Annotated in this window: 19 protein-coding genes and 1 pseudogene; 13 read left to right on the top strand and 7 right to left on the bottom strand. The window is 72.4% G+C overall.

All coding sequences use genetic code 11. From position 1 onward, the window contains the following. Positions 1–4 precede the first annotated feature (4 nt). From nth to ABIA38_RS37975, 3 genes are all read left to right on the top strand, one after another. A complete protein-coding gene (gene nth / locus ABIA38_RS37985) occupies positions 5–829 on the top strand; it encodes an endonuclease III (RefSeq protein ID WP_424643589.1) in 825 nt (274 codons plus the stop codon). Beyond that, on the top strand, positions 826–1560 hold the full coding sequence (locus ABIA38_RS37980) for an NUDIX hydrolase (RefSeq protein ID WP_424643541.1): 735 nt from the start codon (positions 826–828) through the stop codon (positions 1558–1560). Before nth ends, ABIA38_RS37980 begins: the two co-directional genes overlap by 4 nt. A 1138-nt stretch (positions 1561–2698) precedes the next feature. After that, positions 2699–3883 carry a MarP family serine protease gene (locus ABIA38_RS37975; RefSeq protein WP_424643540.1) on the top strand — a complete coding sequence of 395 codons (1185 nt, stop codon included), beginning with the start codon at positions 2699–2701 and terminating at the stop codon, positions 3881–3883. Positions 3884–4287: 404 nt separating this feature from the next. Here ABIA38_RS37975 and ABIA38_RS37970 read toward each other — a convergent pair whose 3' ends face one another. From ABIA38_RS37970 to ABIA38_RS37950, 5 genes are all read right to left on the bottom strand, one after another. Beyond that, complete coding sequence (locus tag ABIA38_RS37970) at positions 4288–5208, bottom strand: alpha/beta fold hydrolase (RefSeq protein ID WP_424643539.1); 921 nt, start codon at positions 5206–5208, stop codon at positions 4288–4290. A 76-nt stretch (positions 5209–5284) separates the two neighbouring features. Beyond that, positions 5285–5704: a phage holin family protein gene (locus ABIA38_RS37965; RefSeq protein ID WP_424643538.1), complete on the bottom strand. Its 420-nt coding sequence runs from the start codon at positions 5702–5704 to the stop codon at positions 5285–5287. A gap of 110 nt (positions 5705–5814) precedes the next feature. After that, the gene (gene nhaA, locus ABIA38_RS37960) at positions 5815–7137 is read right to left on the bottom strand and encodes a Na+/H+ antiporter NhaA (protein ID WP_424643537.1); all 1323 of its coding nucleotides are present in this window, start codon (positions 7135–7137) and stop codon (positions 5815–5817) included. Positions 7138–7437: 300 nt separating this feature from the next. Further along, on the bottom strand, positions 7438–8541 hold the full coding sequence (locus ABIA38_RS37955; RefSeq protein ID WP_424643536.1) for a hypothetical protein: 1104 nt from the start codon (positions 8539–8541) through the stop codon (positions 7438–7440). A 438-nt stretch (positions 8542–8979) separates the two neighbouring features. Continuing rightward, positions 8980–9981 carry a sulfite exporter TauE/SafE family protein gene (locus ABIA38_RS37950; protein ID WP_424643535.1) on the bottom strand — a complete coding sequence of 334 codons (1002 nt, stop codon included), beginning with the start codon at positions 9979–9981 and terminating at the stop codon, positions 8980–8982. 257 nt (positions 9982–10238) lie between these two features. Between ABIA38_RS37950 and ABIA38_RS37945 the strand changes: the two genes are divergently transcribed. Continuing rightward, a complete protein-coding gene (locus ABIA38_RS37945) occupies positions 10239–12602 on the top strand; it encodes a SulP family inorganic anion transporter (protein WP_424643534.1) in 2364 nt (787 codons plus the stop codon). 146 nt (positions 12603–12748) lie between these two features. Continuing rightward, complete coding sequence (gene acs, locus ABIA38_RS37940) at positions 12749–14749, top strand: acetate--CoA ligase (protein ID WP_424643533.1); 2001 nt, start codon at positions 12749–12751, stop codon at positions 14747–14749. 58 nt (positions 14750–14807) lie between these two features. On the opposite strand, the gene ABIA38_RS37935 is transcribed toward acs, so the two are convergent. After that, positions 14808–15788, bottom strand: a complete 981-nt coding sequence (locus ABIA38_RS37935) for an ATP-binding protein (RefSeq protein WP_424643532.1) — start codon at positions 15786–15788, stop codon at positions 14808–14810. 204 nt (positions 15789–15992) lie between these two features. Between ABIA38_RS37935 and ABIA38_RS37930 the strand changes: the two genes are divergently transcribed. Continuing rightward, the gene (locus tag ABIA38_RS37930; RefSeq protein ID WP_424643531.1) at positions 15993–16799 is read left to right on the top strand and encodes an oxidoreductase; all 807 of its coding nucleotides are present in this window, start codon (positions 15993–15995) and stop codon (positions 16797–16799) included. A 403-nt stretch (positions 16800–17202) separates the two neighbouring features. On the opposite strand, the gene ABIA38_RS37925 is transcribed toward ABIA38_RS37930, so the two are convergent. Further along, positions 17203–18009: an HAD family hydrolase gene (locus ABIA38_RS37925; RefSeq protein ID WP_424643530.1), complete on the bottom strand. Its 807-nt coding sequence runs from the start codon at positions 18007–18009 to the stop codon at positions 17203–17205. A 733-nt stretch (positions 18010–18742) separates the two neighbouring features. Here ABIA38_RS37925 and ssd point away from each other — a divergent pair. From ssd to ABIA38_RS37890, 7 genes and pseudogenes are all read left to right on the top strand, one after another. Next, positions 18743–19837, top strand: coding sequence for a septum site-determining protein Ssd (gene ssd, locus ABIA38_RS37920; protein ID WP_424643529.1), 1095 nt, complete (start codon positions 18743–18745; stop codon positions 19835–19837). Continuing rightward, the gene (locus tag ABIA38_RS37915; RefSeq protein WP_424643528.1) at positions 19834–21255 is read left to right on the top strand and encodes a TadA family conjugal transfer-associated ATPase; all 1422 of its coding nucleotides are present in this window, start codon (positions 19834–19836) and stop codon (positions 21253–21255) included. The genes ssd and ABIA38_RS37915 overlap by 4 nt, the downstream gene beginning before the upstream one ends. 975 nt (positions 21256–22230) lie before the next feature. Then, positions 22231–23031, top strand: a complete 801-nt coding sequence (locus ABIA38_RS37910) for a type II secretion system F family protein (protein WP_424643527.1) — start codon at positions 22231–22233, stop codon at positions 23029–23031. Continuing rightward, on the top strand, positions 23028–23741 hold the full coding sequence (locus ABIA38_RS37905) for a type II secretion system F family protein (protein WP_424643526.1): 714 nt from the start codon (positions 23028–23030) through the stop codon (positions 23739–23741). The genes ABIA38_RS37910 and ABIA38_RS37905 overlap by 4 nt, the downstream gene beginning before the upstream one ends. Positions 23742–23785: 44 nt before the next feature. Next, positions 23786–23995, top strand: a complete 210-nt coding sequence (locus ABIA38_RS37900) for a DUF4244 domain-containing protein (protein WP_424643525.1) — start codon at positions 23786–23788, stop codon at positions 23993–23995. Beyond that, positions 23982–24365, top strand: coding sequence for a TadE family type IV pilus minor pilin (locus ABIA38_RS37895; protein WP_424643524.1), 384 nt, complete (start codon positions 23982–23984; stop codon positions 24363–24365). The genes ABIA38_RS37900 and ABIA38_RS37895 overlap by 14 nt, the downstream gene beginning before the upstream one ends. Beyond that, a pseudogene (locus tag ABIA38_RS37890) lies at positions 24362–24688 on the top strand (Rv3654c family TadE-like protein); the annotation flags it as partial. The gene ABIA38_RS37895 and the pseudogene ABIA38_RS37890, both read left to right, overlap by 4 nt. Positions 24689–24761: the final 73 nt, after the last annotated feature.

Here is a 24761-nt window from a genome sequence, read left to right as displayed (position 1 = left end):
CAACGTGACGGAGCCCGCACCGCGCAGGTCGCGGGGCACCGCGAAGGTCGTGAAAACCGAGTCCCACCTGGCCCTGGTGCGCCGTGCGCGCCGGATCAATCGGGAATTGGGCGAGATATACCCGGGGGCGCACTGCGAACTCGACTACGGCGACGCGTTCCAACTGCTGGTCGCCGTGGTGTTGTCCGCGCAGACCACCGATCGCCGAGTGAACACGGTCACCCCGGCGCTGTTCGCCCGCTTCCCGGACGCGGCCGCGATGGCCGCCGCCGAGCCGGCCGAACTGGAGTCGATCATCCAGCCGACCGGGTTCTTCCGGGCCAAGACCCGCTCGGTGCAGGGGCTGGCCCAGGCGCTCCTGGAGCGGTACGACGGCGAGGTACCGGGAAAGCTCGCCGATCTGGTCACCCTGCCCGGGGTCGGCCGCAAGACCGCCAACGTGGTGCTCGGCGAGGTCTTCGACGTCCCCGGGATCACCGTGGACACCCACTTCGGCCGGCTGGCCAGGCGGTTCGGCTGGACCACCGACGAGGATCCGGTCCGGGTCGAACACGAGGTCGGCGCGCTGTTCCCGCGCAAGGACCTGACCCTGCTCTCGCATCGGGTGATCTTCCACGGCCGCCGGGTGTGCCATGCCCGCCGACCGGCCTGCGGGGCGTGCGCCATCGCGCCGCTGTGTCCGGCATACGGCGAGGGCGAGACGGATCCGATCAAGGCGAAGGCACTGCTCAAGTACGAGATGGCCGGGCAGCCCGGGCAGCGGTTGCAGCCGCCCGCCAAGCCGGTACTGGCCGTGAACGCACCGAAGGACGAGGGGGACGCCGGGTGACCCAGACCGGGACCGGGATCGAGATGTGGGCCGAGGCCGACCTGCCGGAATGGCTGCGCCCGGTCGCGCGCGCCGCCGCAGCGATCCGGCCCGAGCAGCTGAGCCGCTTCCTGCCGCCGGCCGAGGGCGGCCGACGCTCCGCGGTGTTGATGTTGTTCGGCGAGGGGCCCGAGGGCCCGGACCTGCTGCTGCTCCAGCGCGCCGCGACGCTGCGCTCGCATGCGGGCCAACCCGCGTTCCCGGGCGGTTCGGTGGATCCGGGCGACGACGGACCGGAGGGGACGGCGCTGCGCGAGGCGCAGGAGGAGGTCGGCCTGGATCCGGCCGGGGTGCGGGTCTTCGGCCGGTTGCCCGATCTGTACATCCCGGTGAGCGACTTCGTGGTCACTCCCGTACTCGCGTGGTGGCATCGGGAGAGCGAGGTGGCTCCCGGCGCGCCGGAGGAGGTCGCCCGGGTGCAGCGGGTGTCGATCGCCGAGCTGGTCGAGCCGGCCAACCGGGCCCGGCTGCGCCACCCGAGCGGGCACCTGGGCCCGGCGTTCCTGGTGCACGACATGGTGGTGTGGGGGTTCACCGCGGGGCTGATCGACCGGGTGCTCCACTACACGGGCTGGGAGCGACCGTGGGACACCCGGCGCGAGGTCACCCTGTCCGAGACCGAGAGCCGCCTGGCCCGCCGGGGCTTCGACCGCTACGAGGAAACCGCTTCTGAACCCGAGGTCGGGAACTAGTGCCGCGCCCGGCGACGGTGACCCCGGTGCGGTGCCTCGCCGCACCGCCGAAACATCCAAGTACAAGTACTCCGCAGTACGAGGACGTTCCGGCGGCACACCGAGGCACCGCACCGAGCACCGCGCCGGGGCAAACGTCGCCGGGCGCGGCACCAGCCGGCCGCCGCCCGCTGCGCTCGCGTCGCGGCACCGGAGAAACAGCCGAACGGAACCACCATGCGGCTGCTCCTCCGGCGCGCCGACGCACGACACCGGACGACGCCGCCGCCTGATCCGGCGGGGCACGTCCCGGTATCGGCGACGCCCACTGCGGCATCCGCCTTCTGGCACCGCACCGAGGAACCGGCCGGGGCAACTCCCGCGACACGGCACCGCACGCCGTAGCCGAACCGAGAACCGGGGTCGGCACCCAGCCCGCCCCGCCCCCGGGCAGGCCACGCAGGCCGGCCCACCCCGGAGGGCCTGCGGGCCTGCCGTAGCGGCTCCGCTGTCGGCCCGCCCGGCTCGCCCCGCCCGACCCCGCCGGTCTTGTTGCGTCGGCCGCCTCGCCTTACGTGCCCTGCGGCCCGCCCCCGGGTAGGCCACGCCGGCCCGCCCACCCCGGAAGGCGTCCGGGCCTGCCGTAACGGCCGCCCAGCCCTGCGTGGCCTGCCCCCTGCCTGCGTCGGCCCGACCTGCCCCGGCCCTGCCGTGTCGGCCCGCCCGGTTCCGCCGGTCGCCTCGCCCCACCCGGGCTCCGCCGGCTGCTCCGCGCCGGCCCACCTCGTCCGGCCTGCCCGGCCGGCCGCGTCGCATCGGCCGCCCAGCCCTGCGCGGCCTGCCCCCTGCCTGCCCGCGTCGGCCCGATCTGGCCCGGCCTACCCCGTGCGGCCTGCCCGACCCCGCTGGCCGCGTCGCGTCGGCCGCCTCACTCCGCCCGGCCCGCCCAGCCGCGCCAACCGTGCCACTTCAGCCCGCCCCGCCCGCCCGCGTCGGCCCGTCCTGCTCGGCCCCGCCCGTCCCCCGTCCGCCCCGTCGCGGCGCGCCGTGTGGGTGGGCTGACGGTGTGTCAACAGGGGGTTGGACAGCTGTGTCACCGGTGTTCGACGAACCGGCACGGCGGCGGACAGCGTGGGCTCGCGCGTGAGAACGTGAGCCCGTGAATGTCCTGGACCTGCTGTTGCTCGCCGCCGCGGTGGCCTTCGCCATCTCCGGATACCGGCAGGGCTTCATCGTCGGCGTGCTCTCGTTCGTGGGCTTCATCGGCGGCGGGGTGTTCGGCATGTGGCTGGTGCCCTCGCTGCTGAGCCGGTTCGAGCCGGGTCTGGGCCCCTCGATCGCGGCGATCTGCGTCGTGCTCGTGCTGGCGACCGCGCTCCAGGCGCTGACCACCGCGGCCGGCAACCGACTTCGCCGACATCTCACCTGGCGCCCGGCCCGCCTGGTGGACGCGGCCGGCGGCTCGATCGTCAGCGTCTGTGCGCTGCTGATCGTGGTGTGGTTGATCGGCTCCTCGGTTGCCGGCGCCTCGATGCCCACGATCTCGCGCGAGGTGCGTTCCTCGCAGGTGCTCGGCGGTGTGCAGAAGGTGTTGCCGCAGGGCGCGGACACCTGGTTCTCCTCGTTCGGCAACCTGCTCGACCGCAACGGCTTCCCGCAGGTGTTCAGCCCGTTCGTGCGCGAGGACATCCCGCAGGTCCCGCCGCCGGACCCGAAGCTGCTGTCGATGCCGGCCGTACAGGACACCCGGAACAGCATCGTCAAGATCGTCGGCACCGCGAAGAGTTGCGGCAAGGTGATCGAGGGCTCCGGCTTCGTCTACGCCCCGCAGCGGGTGATGACCAACGCCCACGTAGTGGGCGGGGTCAAGAAGCCGACCGTGCAGATCGGCGGCGAGGGCCGCGAGTATCAGGCCGAGGTCGTGCTCTACGACTGGAAGCGCGACATCGCGGTGCTCAAGGTGCCCGGACTCAAGGCCGCCCCGCTGCAGTTCGAGCCGAAGGTGGAGAGCGGCGCGGACACGATCGTGGTCGGTTTCCCGGAGAACGGTGCCTTCCACGTCGAGCCGGCTCGGGTGCGGGCCCGGATCCAGGCCGGCGGCCCGGACATCTACAAGCGCGGCACGGTCAGCCGTGACGTCTACTCGCTCTACGCGAAGGTCCGCCAGGGCAACTCCGGGGGGCCGCTGATCTCGCCGAACGGCAAGGTGGCCGGCGTGATCTTCGCCAAGTCGCTCGACGACGAGTCCACCGGCTACGCGCTCACCGTCGAGGAGGTCCGCGCGGACGCCGAAGCGGGCGCGGTCGGCGACCGCCCCGTGGACACCCAGAGCTGCGCGATGTGACCCACCCGTGCCCGATCGCTCAGCGCGGCAGGCGCAACCGCAACGTCAACCAACGCGCTCGTCGGCGCAATATGCCCACCAATCCCGGGAAATGATCCCCCCGGTCGGCAACCGCGCCGGCCGGCGCCCCTCGCGTGTGCTCGAACCCTTGAGCGCCAGTGGTGTCGATCTCAACCATGAGGGTCTCTGCCGTCTCCGACCGGGTGTCCCCGGCCCCCGCCGCCATGCTCGGAGCGTTGTACGTCCGGCTCATAGGGGGGCGCCTACCCGGGTCACCGACGGCGTAATCGCGCCGCTGTGGCGGGCCGAAAACGGTTCCTCGACCCGGCCGGGCGATCTGTGACGAAGTGTCGGATATCCCCGTCAAGATCACCCGAGGAACGGCCGAAACCACTGTCGGAACTTCAGCGTTCGGGTTCCGGGTCCTTCAGCCAACCCAGCAGTTCCTCGGTGAACGTCGCGGGCTGCTCCTCGTGCGGGAAGTGGCCGACGCCGTCGAGCAGTCGCCAGCGATACGGCGCCTCCACATAGCGTCCCGAGCCGGCCGCCGTGCGCGGCAGCACGACCGGATCCAGCGCGCCGTGCAGATGCAGCGTGGGCACCTCGACGGGGGCCTTCATCCGGGCCGAATACTGGATGCCGTCCGGGCGCGGGATGGAGCGGATCAGCCAGCGGTAGTGCTCGGCCGCGCAGTGCGCGGTGCCGGGTACCAGCATCGCCTGCCGGTAACGCGCGATCGAATCGTCGGCCGGCCGGCCCGGTGCCGACCACGCGCGCAGCATGTCGCCGACCATCGCCGCGCCGTCCCGGATCAGTTGCCGCTCGGGCACCCACGGTCGCTGGAAACCGAAGACGTGCGCGCTCGCGGCCATCTGGTGACGATCCGTCAGCAGCGCGCTGCGCAGTTGTCTGGGGTGCGGCATCGACACCGCGACCAGCCGGCGAACCACCTTGGGCCGCAGTACGGCCGCGGTCCAGCCCAGATAGGCGCCCAGGTCGTGGCCGACCACGATGGCGTCCGGCTCACCCAGTGAGCGGATCACTCCGGTCACGTCCAGGGCCAGGGTGATCGGATCGTAGCCGCGCGGGGTGCGGTCGCTGCCGCCGTAGCCGCGCAGATCCATCGCGACCGCGCGGTAGCCGGCCCGGGCCAGCGCCCGCATCTGATACCGCCACGCCCACCAGAACTGCGGGAAACCGTGCAGCAACAGCACGACCGGCCCCTCGCCCAGTTCGGCGATGTGGAACCGGGCGCCGTTGGCGGCGATGTCGCGGTGCGTCCAGGGCCCGGCCACGTTGACCACGGTGCTCTCGGGAACCGTCATGCCGAGCAGGGTTGCACACTCGCGATCGCACTCCGGATTTCCCGGACCGATCGGCCGGCCCGGGCGTGCCGCCGGGTCAACCGACGTTCTTGAGCGTGGCGATCGTGTCCTGGGTCGTGCTGATCGTCCGCTCCGGCGCCCGCACCTTCTTGAACGACTTGATCCCGTAGAACGCGAGCCCGCCCGCGAGCAACAGGTAGAAGCCGCCGACGATCAGGAAGCTCCACGCCACGCCCAGGCCGAGTGCGTGGATGCCGTAGACGATCGCGAAGCTCAGGAAGATGAACGCGAACACGGCGACGAAGGCCGCCGCGCCGAAGGCGCCGCCACCCTTCGCCACGTTGACCGCGCTGACCTTGACCTCGCTCTTGGCGAGCGCGATCTCGCTGCGGACCAGCGTGGACATGTCGCGACTGGCGGAGGAGAACAGCTCGCCGAGGGAACGTTGCGTGTCGACGGGCACGTCCTGGGCCGGGGACCTGTCGGTGCCTGCCATGGTCACTCCTCGTACGGGTACGGATAATCCGCCCCCGATCATGCCCTGCTGCGGCGATACGTATCCACTGGGGCGCGTCGTACGAGTGTTTCGGATGGGAAACGAAGTAATCAGGAGGGTCCGAGCCGCTCTTCGTGTGGTGTGTCGGCACTCGCTCGATAGATGTCGGGCACGCCGTCGCCGTCGTCGTCGCGGTTCTCCTCGGCGCACAACCGGGCGTAGGAGTTGTTGCGTATTCGCAGCACGATCGAGGCCGCCACGGCCGAGAGCACCGAGCCCACGAGCACCGCGGCCTTGGCCTGTTCGGTCAGTGCCGGGTCGTCGGTGAAGGCGAGTTCGCTGATCAGCAGCGACACCGTGAAACCTATGCCGGCCAGCATCGACATACCGAACACGTCCGCCCACGCCAGGTCGTCGCTGAGTTGGGCGCGGGTGAACCGGGCGACCAGCCAGGTGCCCGCGAAGATGCCGACCACCTTGCCCGCGATCAGTCCGATCATGATGCCCAGCGTCGGCCGCTCGGTGAACACGTCGCCCAGGACCGGGCCGGAGATCGCGACGCCCGCGGAGAACAGCGCGAAGATCGGTACCGCGAGACCCGCCGAGATCGGTCGCACCAGGTGCTCGACGTGCTCGGCCGGCGAGGTCCGCTCGTCCCGGTCCGGGACCACGCGCATCAGCAGCCCCATCGCGACGCCCGCGACGGTCGCGTGTACACCGCTCTCGTGCATCAGGGCCCAGATCACCAGGGCGAGCGGCACGTAGTACCACCAGCCGCGCACCCGGAAACGCTGGAGCAGGTAGAAGACCACGAGCAGGGCGAACGCCGCGGCCAGGGCCAGGAAGTTCACCGAGTCCGTGAAGAAGATCGCGATGATCAGGATCGCACCGAGGTCGTCGACCACCGCGAGGGTGAGCAGGAACGAGCGCAGCGCGGACGGCAGGCTGGTGCCGATCACGGCGAGCACGGCCAGTGCGAAGGCGATGTCGGTCGCGGTGGGGATCGCCCAGCCGTCGGGCGAGCCGCCGCCCGTGTTGACCGCGAAGTAGAACAGCGCGGGCGTGAGCATCCCGCACGCGGCGGCCACCACGGGCAGTATCGCCTGGGCCGGGTTGCGCAGATCGCCGACCACCAGTTCGCGCTTGAGTTCGATGCCGGCCACGAAGAAGAACACCGCGAGCAGGCCGTCCGCGGCCCAGGCGCCCAGGGACAGATCGAGGTTGAGCGCCGCCGGCCCGAGCCGGAAATCGCGCAGGTCCTGGTAGGCGTCGCTCCACCCGGTGTTCGCCCAGATCACCGCCACCACCGCGGCGATCAGCAACAACGCGCCGCCGACGGTCTCGGTGCGCAGCGCGTCCGCGACGAAGTTGCGCTCGGCCGGCGTGGACGGGCGGCGGAAGAACTTGTTGCGTGGTGCGGGGTCGGCACCCACGGGACCTCCAGGTCGGCGGCGGTTCGCGGGCGTATACCGCCTCGCGAAAACGACAAAACAGCGCCGACCAGACTTCCCGGCATGTCTCCCGGGGGAGACCCACGACCCGGGACGCCCAAGTCGCCCCCGATCCCCGTCAGTGTATCGACAAGATTTGCCCAACCGGAGAACGGATTTTCGAATCTGGCGCTAGTGGCGGCCGTCGTGCGCGGCAACGCGCGAGCCCCGCGCCGAAGTTGCCTTCGATGCGGGGCTCGCGGGTGGGGTGCCGTGCGGCCGGTGCGGTTGGTGCCCGCCGGCTCAGTCCTGCCGGCGGGAGAGCACCGCGTGCTCCTCGCCGCCCAGCGACCGGGAAGCGGCCGGCTTGTTCGGGCTCTGCGCGGCGGCGCCGAGGACCGAGTTCCAGTCCGGGGACGAGCCGATCTGCAGGCTCTGGAGCTTGGTGATCACCGCGGGGTCCTGGCCCTCCAGCCAGTCGGTCATCTGCCGGAAGGACACGCAGCGCACGTCGGCCTTGGTGCAGACCGAGGTCACCGTGTCCCGGACGGCGTTCATGTAGATGCCGTCGTTCCAGTCCTCGAAGTGATTTCCGATGAACAGGGGTGCGCGATTGCCCGTATAGGCGCGCTCGAATCCGTTCATGTAGAAATCGTGGGCCTCTTTCTCCCACGCTGCCTTCTTGGACGCGTCGTACTTACCGTGCACCTGCTGCTGCTCGTACATGATGTTGTAGTCCATGGACAGCTGCTGCTTGTTCGGGTTGCCCGGCCACGGCAGCGACTGGAGCGGGAAGTCCCAGATGCCGGTCTCCTTGCCGCGCTTGGGCCACATCTGCAGACCGCCGGCAGAACTCGCGTCGTAGCGGAAGCCCATTTCCTTGCCGGCCTTCATCAGGTTCGCCTGGCCCTCCAGGCACGGGGCCCGGCCGCCGATCAGCTCCTTGCCCGGCGCGTAGTCGAAGGGCAGCGGCGGCAGATCGGCGAATCCGGTGTTGGTCTTCCAGTTCTGGACGAACTTGACCGCCTGTTCGGTTTCGTTCTTCCAGTCCGCCGGGCTCCAACTCTTGCCACTGGTCGCGCTGTTGCAGAAGTGCCCGTTGAAGTGGGTGCCGACCTCGTTGCCCTTGAGCCAGACTTCGCGCATCTGGATGATCGTGTTGCGCACCGTCTCGTCCGACATGAAGTTGATGTCGGACTGGCCGGGGTTGTGCTTGGGGCCGGTGTACATGGCCTTCTTCGTCTTCGGCAGCGTGTAGATGCCGCTCAGGAAGTAGGTCATCTTGGCCTTGTTCGCCTCGGACAGCTTCAGGAACTGCGAGACCAGCTTGTTGCCGTCCTCGGCCGCGCCGTCCCAGGAGAAAATGACGAACTGCGGCGGTTTCTCCCCCGGCTTGAGTTTCTCCACCTTGGGCTGGTTCGGCTGGGGACCGCTGTCGGAGGTCGAGCCGTCACCGATCGGCTTGACCGGACCCGTCGGCGCGTCCGATTCCTTGCCCGGGGCGCTCGGATTTCCGTTGCCGGAGTTCTTTGCAGAGGAATTGCCGGAATCTTTCCCGTCCTTTGCGAAAACCACGAAACCGATAGCGGCCAGGACTGCGACAACGACGAGCACCGCAGCGCCGCGGACAGTTCGCACAGTTCACCTCTTCCCATGGACATGTCGGACCGGGCGGTATTACCTATCGATACATACGCACGCCGGAGCCGCCCGGTTGCGTATGTGCCCGGTCCGCTTTCCCCGCGTACCCCGGGCGCGACCCGGCGGACCGCCCGGGACGCGTGGGCGCGGAGACATCACCGTACGGGGAGCGGGGCCCCGGAAGCGATCCGAGTCCACCCGCGCTCAGGGGTCGGCGCGAAACTCCACGCGTCCGCTGTACATGCCCATCGAGCAGGTCCAGGTGAGCGTGCCGGGACGCGGTGTGCCCAGGTCGAACACGGTTTCGCCGGTCATCGGGAGCACCCGTTGCAGGTCGCGCGCGGGCACCACGAAGCCGCGCGTGCAGCCGGTGGTGTGCTCGGTACGCAACACCAGGACGGTGGGCACGCCGGCCCGGGCGAGCGCGCGGGCCGGGTGGTAGCCCGCGTTCGCGACCCGCACGGTGATCCGCTGCACACCGTCCGCCCCGGTACTCGCCGCGGCCCGGTCGACGGTGCCCGCCGCGGCCGGCGTCCACCAGCCGCCCAGGCGCAGTCCCGAGCCGATCGTCCAGGCGGCCACCGCGAGCACCAACAGGCCGAGCACGGCGGTCAGTCGGCCGCGCAGGACGCGGCCGGAGGCGCCGACGAGCAGGCCGAGTACGGCGAACAGCGGGATGGTGCCCAGGACGAAGCCGGTCAGCACCGCGGCGCCGCCGAACGCGTTCCCACTGGTGACGGCGACCAGTTCGACGCCCAGGGTGACCCCGCACGGGACCAGTACGGTGGCCAGCCCGAGCAGCAGCGGACCGCGTCCGGCGCCGCGGGCCGAGCCGCGCGGCAACAACCGGCCGACCCCGGGCACGCCGAGCATCGCCAGGCCGAAGAGCACCATCAGCGCGCCGGCCAGGAGCATCAGCGACGCCCTGGTCCGCGGCGCCGGTTGGATCGCGCCGCCGAGCAGGCCGAGCAATGCGCCGAGTACCGCGTGACCGGCCAGTTTGCCGCCGAGGAAGGCGAGCAGCGCTCGGGGGAGCAGGTCGCGCGCGGGGGTCGCCGCGCAGCCCGATTCCGGTGCGCCGGCGGCCGGTTCGGCGCACGGGCGGACCGCGCCGACCAGCAGGCCGCCCTGGACCGCGGCGCAGGACGCGCCGCCCGCGACGAACCCCGCGCCGAGTCCGGTCGCGAACAGCGTGAGCACCTGCACGGCACCACCCCCACTCCGGGGAGGTTAAGGGCCATCACACACAGTTCGGAAGATCCTGGACCCGAAACCTCCATTTCACCCATTTGGGTGCACTTTTTACGTTCCGAAAAGGATAGCCTTACTGTGACGAGATAAATACTTAGAGTGAACTTGGCCTATCCGGCCCGGCACTCTCGTTCGACCCGCGCGCCGCCACCCCTGCGGCAGCCATGCCCGCCATGACATGACTGACATGACTGACCCCGGAGGACACGGACATGCCCGTTGCCCCTGCCACCGAGTCCGCGCCCGCGCCCGTGACGAGGATCGCGTCGTTGCGCGCGGACCTCGGCGCCTCGTTCGTGGTGTTCCTGGTCGCCGTACCGCTCTCGCTCGGCATCTCGCTCGCGGCCGGCGCCCCGTTGGCCGCCGGCATCATCTCGGCCGTGGTCGGCGGCATCGTGGTCGGCCTGCTCGGCGGCGCGCCGCTCCAGGTCAGCGGCCCCACCGCGGGCCTGACCGTGATCGTGGCCGGCCTCGTACAGAGCTACGGCTGGCGGGTGACCTGCCTGGTCACCGTCGGCGCCGGCCTGCTGCAGATCCTGCTCGGCCTGCTCAAGGTGGCCCGGGCCACCCTCGCGCTGTCCCCGGCCGTCGTACACGGCGTCGTCGCCGGGATCGGCGTGGTGATCGCGCTGGCCCAGCTGCACGTGGTGCTCGGCGGTGCGGCGCAGCGCTCGGCCTGGCAGAACCTGCGCGAACTGCCCCACCAGATCGGCGAGCTGCGGGCGCCCGCGGTCGCGGTCGGGGTGCTCACCCTGGTCCTGCTGTTCGGTTGGCCGCTGCTCGGTCGGCTGCCCGGCCGCTGGGCGGCGCCGGGCAAGGTGCCCGCGCCGCTGGTCGCGGTGACCCTGGCCACGGTGAGCGCGAGCGTGCTGCACCTGGACGTGGTGCGGGTGGACCTGTCCTCGATCGGCTTCACCACCCCGGTGGTCCCGCCCTCGGGCGCGTGGGGCGCGATCGTGGTGGGCGTGGTCAGCGTGGCCCTGGTCTCCGGGATGGAGTCGCTGCTGTCCGCCACTGCGGCGGATCGGCTGCACGGCGGGCCGCGCGCCGACCTCGATCGCGAACTGATCGGCCAGGGCGTGGGCAACGTGGTCTCCGGCGCGATCGGCGGCTACCCGGTCACCGGCGTGGCGATCCGCTCGTTGACCAACGTGCGGGCCGGCGCGGTCACCCGGGCCGCAACGATCCTGCACGGCGTGTGGGTGATGGTGTTCGTCGGCCTGCTCGGCGGCTTCGTCGAGCGTGTCCCGCTCGCGGTGCTGGCCGCGCTGGTGATGGCGGTCGGCGGGCAGATGGTCAGCCTCGCGCACATCCGACACGTGCACCGGCACCGGGAGTTCCCCGCCTACGCGGCCACCGTCGCGGCGGTGGTGTCGGCCGGCGTGCTCCAGGGAGTGCTGCTCGGCGTGGTGGTCGCGGTGTGCACCGCGCTGTACCGGCTCAGCCGCAGCACCGTGCGGGTCCACCCCGGGGACGGCGTGCTGCACGTGGAGGTGCACGGCTCGCTGACCTTCCTGTCGGTGCCGCGACTGTCGCGGGTGCTGGGCAAGTTGCCGCCCGGGGAGCACGTCGTGGTGGACATGACGGTGGACTACCTCGATCAGGCCGCGTTCGAGACCGTGCACTCGTGGCGGGCGGGCTACCTCGCACGCGGTGGGCGGGTGGACATCGAGGAGATCCACGACGGTTGCTACGAGCGGGCGGCGGGCGGCACGCCCGGTCCGCGGCGCTCCCGACTGACCCCCTCGCCGCGCTGGTTCGCGCCGTGGTGGCACTGGCAGCGCGCGTGCCCGCGCGAGGACGGCACCGCCTCGCAGGCCCTGGTGGCCGGCGCGCGCGAGTTCCAGCAGCGCACCGCGCCGCTGGTCCAGCCGTTCCTGGAACGGCTCGCGCTGGAGGGGCAGAAGCCCGCGCAACTGTTCATCACCTGCGCCGACTCGCGGATCGTGCCGAACCTGATCACCGCGAGCGGCCCCGGCGACCTGTTCACCGTCCGCAACGTGGGCAACCTGGTGCCGCGCGGCGAGGCCGGCGACGCCGAACCGAACACCTCGGACGCCTCGGTGGGCGCGGCGATCGAGTACGCGGTGGCCGTGCTCGGCGTGCGCAGCATCACCGTGTGCGGGCACTCCGGCTGCGGGGCGATGCACGCGCTCCTCGACAACGCGGGCCCGGCGGCCGGTTCCGGGCCCGGCACCACCCCGCATCTGGATCGCTGGTTGCGCAACGGCGATGCCACGCTGGCCCGGTTCGCCGCCGCGCCCGCACCGACGCTGACCGGGCATGTGGTGCCGCCGGTGGAGCGGTTGTGCCTGACCAACGTGGTCCAGCAGTTGGCCAATCTGCTCGACCACGCGGTGGTCGCCCAGGCGGTGGCGGCCGGGCGACTGCGGTTGTTCGGGCTCTACTTCGACCTGGCGTCCGCGCAGATGTACCTCTACGACGCGGTGCGCGGCGACTTCGGTCCGGTGGACGCCGAACGGGCCGAATCCGGCGTGGTGCCGACGGTGGTCGCGCCGGGCGGCGACACGCCCGGCGCCGAAGATCACACTTTTCCGGCGCTCAACGCGGGGTAGCACCCCGTACTATCGCGCGGTCGGCCACGATGCGCGGTGCGCGCATCGGTGGTCTAAACCAATTCTGGTCCTCCTCTTGCCGGCTCGGGCCGGTCCCTGATGAGCTACGGCAAACGGAAGCGACCGCAGCACGGAGGAGTACACGCGTGAGCAACGCAGAGCGGAACACGGGGGACCAGGCGGGTGAGGCGCTGTCGAACCTGCTGCGCGAGGAGCGACGCTTCGCGCCCCCGCCGGCGCTCGCGGCCGGCGCCAACGTCACGGCCGAGGCGTACGAGCGCGCGGCGGCCGACCGGCTCGGCTTCTGGGCCGAGCAGGCCCGCCGGCTCGACTGGGCGGTGGAGCCGCAGGAGACGCTGGACTGGTCCACGCCGCCGTTCGCGAAGTGGTTCGCCGACGGCAAGCTCAACGTGGCCTACAACTGCGTCGACCGGCACGTCGAGGCGGGTCACGGCGACCGGGTGGCGATCCACTTCGAGGGTGAGCCCGGGGACACCCGCACGCTGACCTACGCCGACCTCAAGCGTGAGGTGTCCAAGGCGGCCAACGCGCTGACCGCGCTGGGTGTCGAGGCGGGCGACCGGGTGGCCATCTACCTGCCGATGATCCCGGAGGCGGTGATCTCGATGCTCGCGTGCGCGCGCATCGGCGCCCCGCACTCGGTGGTCTTCGGCGGCTTCTCGGCGGACGCGGTGTCCTCCCGGGTGCAGAACAACGACGCGCGGATCGTGATCACCGCCGACGGCGGCTACCGGCGCGGCAAGCCGTCCGCGCTCAAGCCCACCATCGACGAGGCGCTCACCTCGTGCCCGGACGTGCGCAACGTGCTCGTGGTCCGCCGCACCGGCGCCGACGTGGCCTGGACCGAGGGCCGCGACATCTGGTGGCACGACCTGGTCGAGGCGCAGTCCGAGGAGCACGAGCCGCAGGCGTTCGACGCCGAGCACCCGCTGTTCATCCTGTACACGTCCGGCACCACGGGTAAGCCGAAGGGCATCCTGCACACCTCCGGCGGCTACCTGACCCAGGCGAGCTACACCCACCACGCGGTGTTCGACCTCAAGCCGGAGACCGACGTCTACTGGTGCACCGCCGACATCGGCTGGGTCACCGGGCACTCGTACATCACCTACGGCCCGCTCTCCAACGGCGCCACCCAGGTCATGTACGAGGGCACGCCGGACACCCCGCACCAGGGCCGCTGGTGGGAGATCGTGGCCAAGTACGGGGTGACCATCCTGTACACCGCGCCCACCGCGATCCGTACCTGCATGAAGTGGGGCGACGACATCCCCGCCAAGTTCGACCTGTCCTCGCTGCGCATCCTGGGCAGCGTCGGCGAGCCGATCAACCCCGAGGCGTGGATCTGGTACCGCGAGCACATCGGCGCCGGGAAGACCCCGATCGTCGACACGTGGTGGCAGACCGAGACCGGCGCGATCATGATCAGCCCGCTGCCGGGCGTCACCGAGACCAAGCCCGGTTCGGCGCAGCGCGCGCTGCCCGGCATCTCGGCCAAGGTCGTCGACGACACCGCGATCGAGGTGGGCAACGGCGGTGGTGGCTACCTGGTGCTCGACCAGCCGTGGCCGTCGATGTTGCGCACCATCTGGGGCGACGACGAGCGGTTCAAGGAGACCTACTGGTCGCGCTTCGAAGACCTCTACTTCGCCGGTGACGGTGCGAAGAAGGACGAGGACGGCGACATCTGGCTGCTCGGCCGGGTCGACGACGTGATGCTCGTGTCCGGGCACAACATCTCCACCACCGAGGTCGAATCGGCCCTGGTGTCGCACCCCAAGGTCGCCGAGTCGGCGGTGGTGGGCGCGAGCGACCCGACCACCGGGCAGGCGATCGTGGCGTTCGTGATCCTGCGCGGCAGCGCGTCCGAGTCGCCCGAGCTGATCGCCGAACTGCGCGAGCACGTGGGCAAGGTGCTCGGCCCGATCGCCAAGCCCAAGCGGATCCAGGCGGTGGTCGAGCTGCCGAAGACGCGCTCCGGCAAGATCATGCGCCGGCTGCTGCGGGACATCGCCGAGGGCAAGGCGGCGGGCGATGTCACCACGCTGACCGACTCGTCGGTGATGGACACGATCAAGTCGCAGCTGTCGGCGTCCGACGCGGCCTCCGCTTCCGCCGAGGACTGAGCCGGCGCGTCCGGCGGCCGGGCGGCTCGTCCCTCGGGGCGGGCCGCCCGGCCGTTGGTCAGACCGCCGCGGAGATCGCGTGCGGGCCGAGCACGAACGCCGAGTCGACCTGCTCGGCGAGGTCGACGCCGGTCTTCGCGTTGGCCCAGCTCCGCGCGTTCCGCAGGTGGAACTCGACCATCTGCGCGGTGTATCGCGCCCAGTCGCGCCGCTCGAAGGTGGCGTCCACCGCGCGCACCAACTCGTCGAGCGCGGCGCGGTTGGCCGGCTCCAGGGTCTCGAAGCCCGGGGAGCGGCCCTTCTCCATGGCCCGGACGAAGTCGGACTGCCCGGTCCAGGTCAGCAGGTCCGCGCCGACGTGCTCGCGCAGGAACTCGACGTCGTCCGGGCCCTGCACCTTGTTGCCGACCACCGCGAGGGACACACCCCAGTCGCGCGCGTAGTCGCGGTATTGCCGGTAGACGCCGACCCCCTTGCGGGTCGGCTCGGCGACCAGGAAGGTCAGATCGAACCGGGTGAACAGCCCCGACGCGAACGAGTCGGAGCCGGCGGTCATGTCCACCACGAGGTATTCGCCGGCGCCGTCCACGAGGTGGTTGAGGTATATCTCCACCGCGCCGACCTTCGAGTGGTAGCACGCCACACCCAGGTCGGACTCGGCGAACGGCCCGGTCGCCATCAGCCTCAGGCCCGGCAGGCCGGGCACCTCCCGCGCGCACGCGGCGTGGATCGGGTTGTCGTCGCCGAGCCGGATCAGCCGCGAACCCCGGCCCGGCGGCGTGGTCTTGACCATCTCGGCGGCCGAGCCGATCCGCGGGTTGTCGCCGCGCAACCAGTCCTTGATCGCGGGCAGTTCGGCGCCCAGCGCGGGCAGCGCCGCGGCGGCGCGTTCGTCCAGGCCGAGCGCGGCGCCCAGATGCTGGTTGATGTCCGCGTCCACGGCGACCACCGGCCGGCCGGTGGTCGCGAGGTGCCGGATGAACAGGGACGACAACGTGGTCTTGCCGCTGCCGCCCTTGCCGACGAAGGCGATCTTCACGGATGGGCCCTCCGATGCCGGGTTCGACAATGCCGGTGTGACAGTGCCAATGGGTTTGACAATCGTTTTCGAATAGGATCATCCGTCGCTCAACGTGCCCGAGTCAAGTCGCACGGTAATCGCACCGTGGTGGGCACGCCGATCCGCCCGCCGGGCGCGGACCGGTGTCGCGAGTGCGTTCACGCCCGGCGTAGGGTCGCCCGGGTGAGCACCGCAACCGATCCGCTCGCCGCCCTCGCCGGGTTGCCCGGCGTACCGGAGGCGGTCGAGGACACCCGCAAGGCCGTCGACCGGCTGCTCGGCCACCGCACGATGCGCCGCCGCAGTACGGACATCAGCGCCGAGTCCGCGCTCCGGGGCGCCCGCGCGAGCGCCGCCCTGGAAGGGGCCGACTGGTCGCTGGAGGAGATCCGCCGGCGGACCGACTACTCGGCCGCGCTCGACGAGGGCGGCGCGGTGGTCGCGGGCGCGCTGCGGTTGTCCGCCGAGATCGGCTCGCTGATGGATACCTGGCGGCACAGCCCGCTTCAGGTGCTGGCCCGGCTGCACGTGGTCGCCGCCGCGGACGCGGTGCCCGCCGAGGCGCTCGGCCGGCCGCGCCGGGACGGCGAGTTGCCCGGCGCGTTGGCGTCCGCGGAGGAGGTGGCGGCCCGCCTGGACGGGCTGTCCCGGCTGTTGCTCGCGCCCTCGTCGGCGCCGGCGATCGTGGTCGCCGCGGTCACCCACGCGGAGATCCGCACCCTGGCCCCGTTCGTCTGGGGCAACGGCCTGATCGCGCGCGCCGCCCAGCGGATCGTGCTGGTCACCCGCGGCCTCGACGCCAAGGGCGCGGCGGTGCCGGAGGTCGGGCACCTGGAACTGGGCGTCGAGGCCTACGCCGAGGCGCTGCGCGCGTACGAGAGCGGCACGGCCGAGGGTGTGGCGACCTGGATCCGACACTGCGCGGAGGCGATGACGCTGGGCGCGCGCGAGAGCGTGGCGGTGTGCGAAGCGGTGATGCGCGGGATCTGACGGTCGGTGCGCCGGCCCCCCGGAGGCCCGAGCCGCAGACACGAGCTGCGGACACGAGACGGCGGCGTCCTCGCGGACGCCGCCGTTTTGTCACTTCCACCGAGGTATCAGGCGTGTACCCGTTATGACGATCGACTCCGGCATGCGCATCCACGGGGGGAAGAACATGCCGGTCATCCGACGCGTTCGGCCCCTACGAGGGTCGGTCGCACGTGGGTTCCCGGCGGTCGTGGTCGGTCCGCGTGAGCCGTCCGCCGGAGCGGCGGTGTACGGGCCGTTGGTCCCTTTTCTAGTGGCTTGCCGGGAGGAGGGGAACCCCTGGCCCAAGATCTTTACATTTGACGGTCGTCATCGGCCTTTGTCGGATTTGCTCCGAGCGGGCGTCCCGTCGGGCGTGGGCGGGTCAGCGGCGCTTCCGGGCGAGGTACCAGACGACGCCGGCCGCGGTGGCGCCCGCGCCGATCGCGGTGGCCGCGAGCACCGGGCGCGAGGGTACGGAGAGCGTGGGCACCCGCTGGCGCAGCGCGACCGGGCGGCTGAACACCAGTACCGGCCAGCCGCGACCGGTCGCCTCGCGCCGCAGGCCACGATCGGGGTTGACCGCGTACGGGTGGCCGACCTCGAGGAGCATCGGCAGGTCGGTGACGGAATCGCTGTACGCGTAGCAGGAGGCCAGGTCGTAGCCCTCGGTGCGGGCCAACTCCTTGACCGCCGCGGCCTTGTTGGGTCCGTACGCGTAGAAGTCGATCTCGCCGGAGTACAGGCCGTTCTCGACCACCATCCGGGTGGCCACCACGCGGTCCGCGCCGAGCATGTCGCCGATCGGCTCGACCACTTCGGCGCCGGAGGAGCTGACGATGACCACGTCGCGGCCCGCCGCGTGGTGCTCCTCGATCAGCGACGCGGCCTCGTCGTAGATGATCGGGTCGATCATGTCGTGCAGGGTCTCGGCGACGATCTCGCGCACCGTCTGCACGTCCCAGCCGCGGCACAGCGCGGACAGGTATTCGCGCATCCGCTCCATCTGGTCGTGATCCGCGCCGCCGACGAGGAAGACGAACTGCGCGTACGCGCTCTTGAGCACGGAGCGCCGATTGATCAGCCCGCCGTGGTAGAAGGATCTGCTGAACGCCAGCGCACTGGACCTGGCGATGATGGTCTTGTCGAGGTCGAAGAAGGCTGCTGTCCGCTTCGGCGCCTGGGTTTCCACAGTTCACGAGGATAAGGGCAGCCATTCGGCGTAAACTCCACGTCGCGGGTTTGCTAGAGAACCCCCTCGGGTACATCCTGGAAGTCACGGATCGTTCGCGACCGTGCTAACCCGGTCCGACTCCTCCCCCCCCGAGTCGGCCGTGGAGACGACCCCCGCTCTCCCCCCCGGCGGGGGTCGTCGCTTGTCCGGGGGCTTTTTTGCGCCCACCCGAGTGTGCGGGTCCGCCTTTGGGCGGATCGAAATCCGCGAATCCGGGACGAATCCGAGGGCGAATCCCGGGCGATCCGAACGGGTGTGGGTGCGGGGGATTTTCCGGCGACACCGTTCGTGGCGGCGTTCGACGCGCCGTTCTTTGCTGTTCCTCGCCGTTTCGGGCGGATTCCGGTGCGATTTCGGTGTTCTACGCGCGGTTGTGTGCGCGGTTTTGCTGGTGATCCGTCGGCGGTGTCGCTTCCGGTGCCGCTACCTGTGTCGCTACTTGTGCGGTTGCCGGTGGTTTCGGTTGTGGTTCCGCGTGGGTGGGTGGGCGGGTGGGTGCGGTGGGGCGGGGCGATATGGGGGGCGGAAGGGCTCGGGTGTACCTCACACGAGTGAATCCGCAATCCACAGGTGCGGGGTTGTCCACAGGTACGAACCACCCGCTCGGCCGAGCGCGCGCCGGCGGCGACGGTGGGGTCAGTTCTCGGGAGTGCCGGTTCGGACGGACCTCCCCGACCCCCCTGGAGGTTCCGTGGCAGCGCTCTCCCCACCCCGGCCGGCCCGTCCGCTCCTGGTCACCGGCGATCCGGGTCTGCTCGACGAACTCCTGCGGCTGTGCGCCGTGGCCGGGATCGAGCCGGAGGTGCATCCCGACCCGGGCGCGGCGCGGGCCGCGTGGCCGGGGGCGCCGCTGGTGATCGTCGGCGACGACGTGACGCCGGGCATGGCCCGGTGCGGGCTGCCGCGCCGGGAGGACGTGGTGCTGATCGGCGAGGATCTGGACGACGGCGACATCTGGCGGCGGGCGGTCGACGTCGGCGCGGACCACGTGGTGTTCCTGCCCGATGCCGAGGCGTGGATCGTCGATCGGCTGGGCGATGTCGCCGAGGGCACCGGGCCGGACGCGCACACCATCGCGGTGCTGGGCGGGTGTGGTGGCAGCGGGGTCAGCACACTGGCGTGTGCGCTGGCGGTGACGGCGGTGCGGACCGGGCTGATCACCGCCCTGGTGGACGCGGATCCGCTGGGCGGCGGGCTCGACGTACTGCTCGGCGGCGAGGACGAGAGCGGCCTGCGGTGGCCGGATCTGGCCGGTGCACGCGGGCGGATCGACGGCGGTGCGCTGTCCGACGCGCTGCCGCACCTGCACGGTTCGACGGTGTTGTCGTGGGATCGCGAACGGCCGCCCGCGATCCCGCCGGAGACGGTGCGCTCGGTGTTGCGGGCGGTGCGCCGGCGGCACGACCTCGCGGTGCTCGATGTGCCGCGAGACTCGGACGCGGTGACGGCCGAGGTGTTGCGGCAGAGCGATACGGGGTTGCTGGTGGTGCCGGCCGAGGTGCGGGCGTTGGCCGCGGCGGCGCAGGTGTCGAGGCGGGTCGGGCCGATGGTGCGGGATCTGCGGGTGGTGGTGCGGCAACCGAGTTCGGTGGGGCTGACCTCGGAGGCGGTCGCGCGGGGCCTGGGGCTGCCGCTGGCGGGCGAGTTGCGGCCGGAGGCGGGATTGTCGGCCGCCGCCGAACGGGGCGATCCGCCGGGGCTGCGGACACGCGGGGCGTTGGCCCGGTTCTGCCGGGACTACCTCGCGGGCAACCCGGCCGGCGTGCTGCGTCGGGAGGCGGCGTGAGCGCGCGTGAGGTGCCGCCGATGCCGCCGTTTCCGCCGCCGGGGGCGCCTGGGCCGCACGGGCCGTCGGGGGCGGCCCGGTTGCCCGGGTCGGCGGGGTCGGCCGGTCGGGCCGGCGCGCATGTGGCGCATGGGGCGCCGGCGCGGGTGCCGCAGCCGCCGCCCTGGCCGGTGCCGGTGCCCGCGGCCGGGGACACCGGGGTCTTCTCGGCGCCTCGGCCGCGGCCGGTGCCGGTGGTGGGGCCGGCCGTCGCGGCGCCGCCGGACCCGGAGTTGGTCGAGGCGGTGCGCCGGCGACTGGCCGCCGGCGGGCATGAGCCGACGCCTGCCGCGGTGGCCGCGGCGCTGCGGGCCGAGGGGCGGGTGCTGGGCGAGGCGGCGCTGCCCGACCTGGTCCGGGCGCTGCGGTCGGAGATTGCCGGGGCCGGGCCGTTGGACGCGCTGTTGGGCGATCCCGAGGTCACCGACGTGCTGGTCAACGCGCCGGACGAGGTGTGGATCGACCGGGGTGCCGGGCCGCAGCGTACGGCGGTGACGTTCGCCGACGATGCCGCGGTGCGGCGGCTCGCGCAGCGGTTGGCGAGCGGGGCCGGGCGGCGCCTGGACGACGCGTCGCCGTACGTGGACGCGACGCTCGCCGACGGAATCCGGCTGCACGCGGTGTTGCCTCCGGTCGCGGTTCGCGGCACGTGCCTGTCGCTGCGGGTGCCTCGGCGGACCTCGCTTGGCCTGGCCGACCTGGTCCGGGCCGGGTCCTTGTCGCCGGTCGCGGCCGAACTGCTGTGCGCGGTGGTTTCGGCGCGGGCCGCGTTCCTGGTCTCCGGCGGCACCGGTTCGGGCAAGACCACGTTGCTCGGGGCACTGCTCGGCTGCGCCCATCCGGCCGAACGGCTGCTGCTCGCCGAGGACTCGGCGGAACTGACGCCGCGTCACCCACACGTGGTCCGGCTCGAATCGCGCCCGGCCAACGTCGAGGGCGCGGGCGAGGTCACCCTGCGCGACCTGGTCCGCCAGGCCCTGCGGATGCGGCCGGACCGACTCGTGGTCGGCGAGGTGCGCGGCGCCGAGGTGGTCGAACTCCTGGCGGCCCTCAACACCGGCCACGAGGGCGGCTGCGGCACGGTACACGCGAACTCCGCGGCCGACGTCCCGGCCCGGCTGGAGGCCCTCGGCGCGTTGGCCGGCCTGGGCCGCGACGCGCTGCACAGCCAACTGGCCGCCGCCCTCGACCTGGTGGTCCACGTGGTCCGCGAACGCGACGGCCTGCGCCGCCTGTCCGAGATCCACATCCTGGACCGCGACCCGACCGGGTGGGTGCGCCCGGTCCCGGCAATGACCTTCCAACGCGACGGAAGAGCGCACCCGGGCCCCGGCCACCAACGTTTGGCGGCGCTGCTCGCGGGGTGGTGGCGGGGGTGACCGAGCCGGCGGGCAGGCCGACGGCCCGGGCGGCGGCGGATCGGGTGCGGGCGGTGTCGACCCGAGTCGGGCCGACTTTGGTGCGGGCGTGGTGCGGGTGAGGCCGGGTGGGGCGGGCGTTCCGGGCGTTGCGGTCGAGGGTACGGCCGGGCCGGGTCGCGGCGGTCGGCGGGTGTGGCTGCGGGGAGTATCTGCCGGACCGGTTCAGTGCCGGGCTCGAACTCGACGACCGGGTCCGGGAGTTGCTTCGGGAGCGGGCGGGCGCGCGGTTGTCGGCGCCGGAGACGGACATCCGGCGGCGGCTCTCCGCGTCGTACGACGCCGAGCGGCTGTGGGCGCCGCCCGAGGCGGTGCTCATCGGGGGTGTCGCGGGCGATGGCGGTGGTGGCTGTGGGCCCGGGGCGCTCCGGCCCGGGCGGGGGCGGCGCCGGGTCGGCCCGACGTCGTGTGGGTGGGTCGACGGGCGTGGGTCATCGGCGCGTGGCGGTGTCGGGAGCCACTCGTGGGGTGCGGACGGTTCGGACGGTGCGGTCGGATCCGGTGGGGACATGGATGGCCCGGGACGTGGCGGACCGGGCGTGGCCGGCGTCGGCGGTGTCCTTGGCGCCTGGCGGGACGGCCGCCCTCGGCCCGGGTCGCGGGCGATCGGTGACGCCGTTGGTGGGGCGGTGCGTCGGCGGGTTGGGCGCCGGTGGAGCCGGGTCCGTCCGGCGTTGTGTGGGCGGGTTGGTGGGTGCCGTCGGTGGCGCTCCATACCTGGCGCGGCGGTTGCCGACGCGATGCGGGCCGGCTTCGATGCGGGCGGCTTCGGGTGGGCTGTGGGTTGGGGCGTAGAGCGGGCCGGTTGGCGGACGGAGCGGCAATGGGCGCCGATCGTGTTGCGCATCGCGGGTACTGCGGGTGGGGCAGTGCAGGGGTGGAGGGGTGGTGGGGCGGGTGATTGCGGCCTTGGTTGCGGCGGGTGGGGTGGCCGGCGTGGTTTGGGTTTTGATGGCGCGGGGCGGGCCCGGGCGGGTGCTTGGGGTGTTGGGGGCGGGTGCGGGCGAGCGGGTGCGGTGGCGGGCCTGGGGGGTTCGCGCGGCGCGGCATCGGGTGCCGTTGGTGGTGCTCGGGTGCGGCGGCGGGGCGGCGCTGGTGCTGGGGTCGGTGGTGCCGTTGTTGTTGGCCCTGCCGGGGGCCTGGGTGGTACGTCGGCGGCGGGCGCGGGCCGCGGCGGAGCGAGAGGCCGCCGCGGTACGGAGCGGGGTGGTCGGGCTGTGTGCGGCGCTCGCGGGGGAGTTGCGGGCCGGGCGGACTCCGGAGGAGGCACTGGGGGCGGCTGCACAAGCGGTGGATGGGCCGGTTCCGGCGGTGGTGGGCGAGGCGGTCGGGGCGGCTCGGGTCGGTGGTGACGTACCGGCCGCGCTGGACCGGGCGGCGGGCCGGCCCGGAGCGGCCGGGCTGCGTCGGATCGCGGCCTGCTGGCGGATCGCGATCGGGCGGGGCGCCGGGTTCGCGCCGGCGCTGGATCGGATCGCGGCGGGTCTGCGGGCCGAGGAGGACGCGTACGAGGAGCTGGTCGCCGAATCGGCCGGGGCACGCTCGACCGCGCATGTGCTGGCCGGGCTGCCGGTGTTCGGCCTGTTCCTGGGCAGCGGTCTGGGTGCCCGGCCGCTGGACGTGCTGTTGCGCACGCCGGTCGGGATCGGCTGTTTGTGCGTGGGGCTGACCCTGGCGGTCGTCGGTCTGGAGTGGACGGATCGCCTGGTGGCCCGAGTCGGACCGGTCCCGACGTGAACGGGGTGGCGGTGCTGGTCGCGGTGGTCGCGGCGGCCGGGGCAGCGGGTGGCGCGGTGCGGGGGAGTGGGCGGCGGGGACGGTGGCGGCCTGCTCGGGGGCCGGATGCGGTGCTTGGGCGGCGGGTTGCCGCCGGGCTGGGTGGGCTGGCCGTGTTCGCGTTGTTCGGGGGGTGGGGTGCCGGGTGCGCGGGGGTCGTGGTGGCGGTGGTGCTCGACCGGCGGCTGGCTCGGCTGGAGCCGCGGTCCGGGCGGGTGTTGCGGGAGCGGTTGCGGGCCGATCTGCCGTCCGCCGCCGATCTGTTCGCGGCGTGCCTGGTGGCGGGCAGCGCGCCGGTGGAGGCCGCCGAGGCGGTCGCGCACGCGGTGGGTGGGCCGTTGGCGGCTCGATTGCGGCCGATCGTGGCCTCGTTGCGGCTGGGCGGGGATCCCGGGCGGTGCTGGTTGGGGCTGACCGACGATCCGGTGCTCGCGCCGTTGGGACGGGCGCTGGCGCGGGCCGCGACGGGTGGTGCGCCGGCGGCGGCGCTGGTGGCTCGGATGGCCGACGAACAACGGGCCGAGCAGCGACGGGCCGCCACCTCGGCCGCCCGTCGGGTGGGGGTACGGGCGACGGTTCCGCTCGGGCTGTGCTTCCTGCCCGCGTTCCTGCTGATCGGCGTGGTCCCGATCGTGATCGGGCTGGGCACGACGCTGCTTCGCCCGTTCTGATTCATCCATATATGTATATAGATGTATCAACAGGGGGGAATCTCATGCGAATTCTTCGACCGACTCTGGTTCCGGTCGCGCGTCGGGTGTGGCTGCGGCTGTGCGACGACGCCGGGATGACGACCGCCGAATACGCGGTCGGCACGGTCGCCGCGGTGGCCTTCGGGGCGGTGTTGTTCAAGATCGTGACCAGTCCCGGGGTCGCGGCGGCGCTGACCGGCGTGATCACGAAGGCGCTCGATGTCTCGTTCTGATGCCGAGCGTGGGGCTGACGGGGCGAACGGCTTCGTGACCGCGGAGACCGCCGTGGTGTTGCCGGTGCTGGTCCTGCTCACCGCGATGCTGGTGTCCGGAATCGGTGCCGCTGCGGCGCAGATCCGCTGCGTGGATGCGGCACAGGCGGGGGCGCGGGCGCTGGCGCGGGGCGAGCCGAGGGAGGTTGCGGTGGCCCGGGCGCGGGCCGCCGGGCCTGGTGGGGCGCGGACGGAGGTGTCCGGCGGGGATGGGCTGGTGCGCTTCCGGGTGGCCGCCGAGGTCGGTGTACCGGGGGCGGCCTGGGCCGGGGTGCGGTTCCACGTGGAACATGCGGCGGTCGCGGCCGTCGAGGACGAGGTGCCGCCGTGAGCACGGGCCGGTCGGCACAGGAGGGTTCGGCGACCTTGTGGGTGGTCGCGCTCGCGCTGGTACCGATCTGTGTGGCGGCGCTCGTGTTCGCCTACGCCGGCGCAGTCACGGCCCGCCACCGCGCGGGCGCCGCCGCCGACCTGGCGGCCCTGGCCGCAGCGAGCCGCGCTGCGGCGGGAGCCGGCGCGGAAGAGGCCTGCGCCCTGGCCCGCCGAGTGGCCAGGGCCCAACACGCCGAACTGACCCACTGCCACGTCACCAACGGCTTCGCCGAAGTCGAGGCAACGTCCCCCGCCCCCACAGGCGGGGCAACCGTGGTCGCCCGAGCAGGCCCAGCCGAACCACCCGGCCCACCTGAACTGTCCGGCCCGGCCGACCCGCCCGGCCTGGTCACGC

The organism is Embleya sp. AB8, assembly GCF_049739465.1.
Lineage (GTDB): Bacteria > Actinomycetota > Actinomycetes > Streptomycetales > Streptomycetaceae > Embleya.
The sequence above is the reverse complement of the archived record's forward strand: the minus strand, read 5'-3'. Positions and strand labels throughout refer to the sequence as shown.

Excerpts from the sequence above, each read along its gene's own strand:
- ABIA38_RS37970 (WP_424643539.1), bottom strand. The coding sequence starts at position 5,208 with ATGACGGTTCCCGAGAGCACCGTGGTCAACGTGGCCGGGCCCTGGACG.
- ABIA38_RS37900 (WP_424643525.1), top strand. The coding sequence starts at position 23,786 with ATGCGAATTCTTCGACCGACTCTGGTTCCGGTCGCGCGTCGGGTGTGG.
- ABIA38_RS37945 (WP_424643534.1), top strand. The coding sequence starts at position 10,239 with ATGCCCGTTGCCCCTGCCACCGAGTCCGCGCCCGCGCCCGTGACGAGG.
- ABIA38_RS37895 (WP_424643524.1), top strand. The coding sequence starts at position 23,982 with ATGTCTCGTTCTGATGCCGAGCGTGGGGCTGACGGGGCGAACGGCTTC.
- ABIA38_RS37965 (WP_424643538.1), bottom strand. The coding sequence starts at position 5,704 with ATGGCAGGCACCGACAGGTCCCCGGCCCAGGACGTGCCCGTCGACACG.